The sequence below is a fragment of the Bacillus sp. AY2-1 genome (assembly GCF_008368965.1).
Taxonomy (GTDB): domain Bacteria; phylum Bacillota; class Bacilli; order Bacillales; family Bacillaceae_G; genus Bacillus_A; species Bacillus_A thuringiensis_S.
Genome location: NZ_QPEL01000304.1, coordinates 1 through 1,685, shown reverse-complemented (window position 1 = coordinate 1,685; position 1,685 = coordinate 1). Strand labels below are relative to the sequence as shown.

Genomic DNA, 1,685 nt, shown 5'->3' with positions numbered 1-1,685 from the left:
AACTTTTTATTATGGATGATAACTCCTGTCCAGAAACTATAAATGTCATAAAAAATTATCTAGAGGATCCTCGAATTACTTATACGAATAGTTTTATACAAGATGATGAACGATATAAAACTACAAGATATGCAACACTTATCAATGAGGCACTACCATTAACTTGTGGGGATTATATTTGCTATTTAACAGATGATACTATATACCTTCCAAACAGATTAGCTGAAATGTTGTCTTTCTTAGAAAAACATCCTGAAATTGATGTAGTCTACTCTTCCCAATACGTAAAATATGTTGATTATAACCTACAACCTATAAATGAATTTGTGAGAGAAGCTTCGGAAATTTTATATACAGCTGCTAATGTTGTAGATCATTGTTCAATTATGCATACTAGAAGAATATTATTAAAAGTCTATGAAAAGTACTGTGGATATTGGGATACAAATCCTTTATATTGGTTTGCTGGAGATGCAATGTTTTGGAAACGCCTAAATACATTTCAACCTTTTTATCCCATTAACAAAGTGCTCGATATTACTTTTAAAACACCATTCTCTTTCCAAAACCTATATGCTAACCTCCCTTCAAAAGATTTAAATGGTATTTTATTTAGTAATTCACAAGGTAAAGTATTTTTAATTGATAACTTTAAACGCAGGCTTATTTCGAAAGATATGCTTTCTTACTTCAAATATAATCAAAATGAAATTGTCTTAATTCCCGATCCATTTATCTACAAATATACAGAAGGGCCCCCCATAACCCTTACAGAGTCAATTCCAAATCTACGGGTTGTGCAAAGTGAAAAAGGAGAGTTATTTTATATAGAAAATAATCAAAAACGTCCATTTATTGACACCATTGCATTTCGCAAATTTAAATTTTCAGTTCAAGAAATTATTAAAGTTTCACAACGTAGTTTAAATCAATTTTCAGATGGACCACCTATTTATCCAAATTTATCTCGTCACGCGGTTTTACCAGAAGGAAAAGTATTTATCTACCATCACAATTATTTCATCATGACAGATTATATGCTTCATCCCATAGATAAAGATATATTGCAAAAACTATATTTATTAAAGAACTGTATACCGATTTCAAAGACCAATTTATCCTACTTTAAGATGGGCCCTCCTATTTCAACATACCCCTCTTACCTAGCTGAAAAATACTTAGAATAGTACCAAGAAAGAGTATTATCAATAATCAATAAAACAATAGAAGAAGGTTCTGAACTAAGTACTATGCTTGCCTATAGTATTGAATTAAACGAACTGTTAGAAAATGAACTAAATAAAAGTCCATATTGTTCTACTAGCATCTCCTAATAGGGTGATAGAATTTATTTAGATGATCAAAGATTCTTCTTAACTTGTAAAATAAATTATCATAAAAAGAGGACGCAAATAAAAATGCGTCCTCTTTTTATATCAAATCAAACTAATCCATTAAAATCCTTTTCATGAATCCGAATAAGTAATGTTTTTAAGAAAAACAAGATCTAACATCTTAGCTGTTACACTAAATAGATTTACATAATTCACAACTATGACAAGTATTACATATCGCTTAAGTTTCGTTACCTTTTTCTGTATATAATGATAAAAAAATTGTGAACTTTTATCGCATTATGCAAGACATTTAATATCAAATATATTACTTTTACTATGAATTAAATG

1 protein-coding gene is annotated in these 1,685 nt (G+C 29.1%); it reads left to right on the top strand.

Annotated elements, in window-relative coordinates; all coding sequences use genetic code 11:
- On the top strand, positions 1-1,187 hold a 1,187-nt coding region (locus DN403_RS30670), incomplete at its 5' end, for a glycosyltransferase (RefSeq protein WP_149186121.1).
- Positions 1,188-1,685: the final 498 nt, after the last annotated feature.